Origin of the sequence: Vibrio sp. MMG023 (assembly GCF_021654215.1) — a bacterium.
GTDB classification, from domain to species: domain Bacteria; phylum Pseudomonadota; class Gammaproteobacteria; order Enterobacterales; family Vibrionaceae; genus Vibrio; species Vibrio jasicida.
On sequence record NZ_JAKFZP010000025.1, the window covers coordinates 1 to 2,617 of the forward strand.

Sequence of the window (2,617 nt, forward strand, 5' to 3'; positions counted from 1 at the left end):
GGTTGAAACGATGCCAATTTTGGATTTTCACCACGCTAGTTAACACTAAAATTGAAAGCCTGTACGACAACTTAAACTTTGAGCTTTTACCACTAGATCTTGCGATATAGCTGAGTTTTTCCTCTTGCAAACTAACGCCCAATTAAGTTGTGAGCAACGCTGCCACCATACCCAAACACTTCGCCGTAATCACCAAACTAATTGAAACCGAAAACGCCGAGCGTTGCGAATCAGCTTGAATTGTTTGTTATATCACGCCTTAATTGGTACACCATTGCATTTCACAAGGCACCCCATCTCGATTTCCATCAATTTGTACATTTGGGCAGTTTGCTAAATAAAACTTCGCCTCATTGCAGGACGTCATTTGGCTACAATGAGTCTTACCCTGACACACAAATCCCATGTTTTCGTATTCTGGTGTAGTAAATAGCTTCTCGATAGCAAAGTAGCCGAAAACGCCGATGGCTAAACCAATGAAAACAACCGACACGATAGATGCCGATGATTTATCTTTACGTGGTTTGACACCAACAAGCGAGACATTATAGGCATTGGCTTTGCCATTACTTACTTCAACTTGAAATTCAACCTCATCACCCACTTGAGGGCGTCTATAGCCTTTTTTGAACTTCGATATATGGACAAAAACATCACCTTGGTAGTCATCAGAGTTGATGAACCCAAAACCACGCTCATCAATCCATCTAACAATTTTACCCTTCATATTTATTGTTCCTTTGAAGTGATATAACGCCCTGTTAAGGTGTGAGCAACGCAATACAAAAGCCGCCGCATACCACCTTAAACACTAAACGCAACGCATAACAAAAATGCCAAGCGTTGCGAATCACTCTTAAACAGTTTGTTATATTTTTAACTTGCCTTGGATATTGGAACTAGAGCCTCGATGACCGCTTGTATAATTCGATTGCCAATATCGAATAATTTTTGGCTGCGAGCCGTTGTTAACTCTTTATGACCATGATCCAAATTACACCTAATTTGATAAACTACGCATACAAGATGTGCTAAACGTACTTGACTCGAGTTATCAGTATTTATAACAGCTTGGATATCACGGTTACCATTTTGATAAAATCTGTCATGACTATTTTCAAAGCGTAAATCACCAACGGGACTGCTATGTAAATACTGAATTTCGGTTTCAAATTTAACTAAAATGGCTTGGCAGACATCTTCGGATAGCGAACTCTCAATCGCATGAATGATTGTACTCCGCTGATCACCACCATTTTCATATGCAGTACTATAAGCTTGAACAGCTAACCAGTTGTCTCTAAATTCACTTACTACACCACCTAGATTATTAATTATATCAAGTGCCCTTTGGGCTGCATTTTCTGAAACTGTCACTAAATTTTCCTTAAAAATATAACGCCCTGTTAAGGTGTGAGCAACGCAATGCCAAAGCTCCCGCATACCACCTTAAACACTAAACGCAACGCATAGCAAAAATGCCACGCGTTGCGAATCACTCTTAAACAGATTGTTATACCGTTTTTTTAACCAAGTTTTGCTTGAACTGCATGATAGATTCTCTGATTGAGTCCTTTGATACAAATTCAGGTTTACAAGCGTTATCCAACCACTGATAAATCAAATCATGATTACCCCTAAAGACAACGAAAGATTTTATTTTGGCATATCGTTGAAGAGTTTTGCAGTCAGTGTAAATCCTAATTTTGACAAATGCCTTTTCGAAAACAAGAACAAGGTAGAATGCATAAATAAATGGTAAAACCCCAACAGATAGCAGCATTGGTACCAGAAAATCTCGAAACGTACCTACACTAAAAAACTTTCCAGGCTCAGTGTAAATGCTATAAAGTGACCCAAGCAGTAAACTGGTACCAATAACTACTAATATGGCATCGAATAGCTTTTTGACTCTTTGATGGTTCGGTTCTGGGTTATTCCCAGCGATGACACTACACATTGCGGCAACGGACATCATGGCAACTATGATAAGTTCAGAAAAATAACCGTATGAATGAAACGCCACTAAAAACTGAACCATTACGACTAACTTGATTTGAGCTTGCAATGATGTACGAAGATAGTGTCTGGGTTCCTGAATCTTAGTTGCGCCAAATACCTGCACAGCACCAACAAACACAAGCCATAAAACCGTGTTTTTTAGTTGTCCAGCATTCCACACTCCTACTTCGAATAGCACAAAAACAACTAATGAAGTATAAAGTGTCAGTGCCCCCAAAGTAATGATGATCGGCTTTTGCTGGAGTGCTCTGAAAACTCCCAGAATGGATGTGCCCACATCCTTATTCTTACCACTTGACCAAATTAGCACTGCTACTATTAGAGTCACAGAGGCTAACTCACGATTGTTAAATATTTCCAAGCTTACCTCACTGGAAAAACGGTATAACGCCCTGCTAAGGGGTGAGCAACGCAATACCGAAGCCGCCGTATACCACCTTAATCACTAAATTCAACGCATAGTAAAAATGCCACGCGTTGCGAATCCCTCTTGAGCAGTTTGTTAGTTTGCAGACCCAACGCGTTGATTTTACGTTATTTTAAACTTTGCAAACAATAAGCTTTAAGTGTTTTGATGCACTTAAGCCAGGCGTAA

At 39.7% G+C, this 2,617-nt stretch carries 3 protein-coding genes and 1 pseudogene; all 4 read right to left on the bottom strand.

What is annotated here, in order from left to right; genetic code table 11:
• Window positions 1–259: 259 nt before the first annotated feature.
• The 4 genes and pseudogenes from L1076_RS26775 to L1076_RS26795 all read right to left on the bottom strand — a co-directional run bounded on the left by L1076_RS26775 (window position 260) and on the right by L1076_RS26795 (window position 2,383).
• Entirely contained in the window at window positions 260–727 is a 468-nt protein-coding gene (locus L1076_RS26775; RefSeq protein ID WP_237304867.1) for a cold shock domain-containing protein, read from the bottom strand.
• A 34-nt stretch (window positions 728–761) separates the two neighbouring features.
• Window positions 762–864, bottom strand: a pseudogene (locus tag L1076_RS26780) (DUF3265 domain-containing protein).
• Window positions 865–876: 12 nt separating this feature from the next.
• Entirely contained in the window at window positions 877–1,377 is a 501-nt protein-coding gene (locus tag L1076_RS26785; protein ID WP_237304869.1) for a hypothetical protein, read from the bottom strand.
• A gap of 136 nt (window positions 1,378–1,513) precedes the next feature.
• Complete coding sequence (locus L1076_RS26795; RefSeq protein ID WP_005448236.1) at window positions 1,514–2,383, bottom strand: hypothetical protein; 870 nt, start codon at window positions 2,381–2,383, stop codon at window positions 1,514–1,516.
• Window positions 2,384–2,617: the final 234 nt, after the last annotated feature.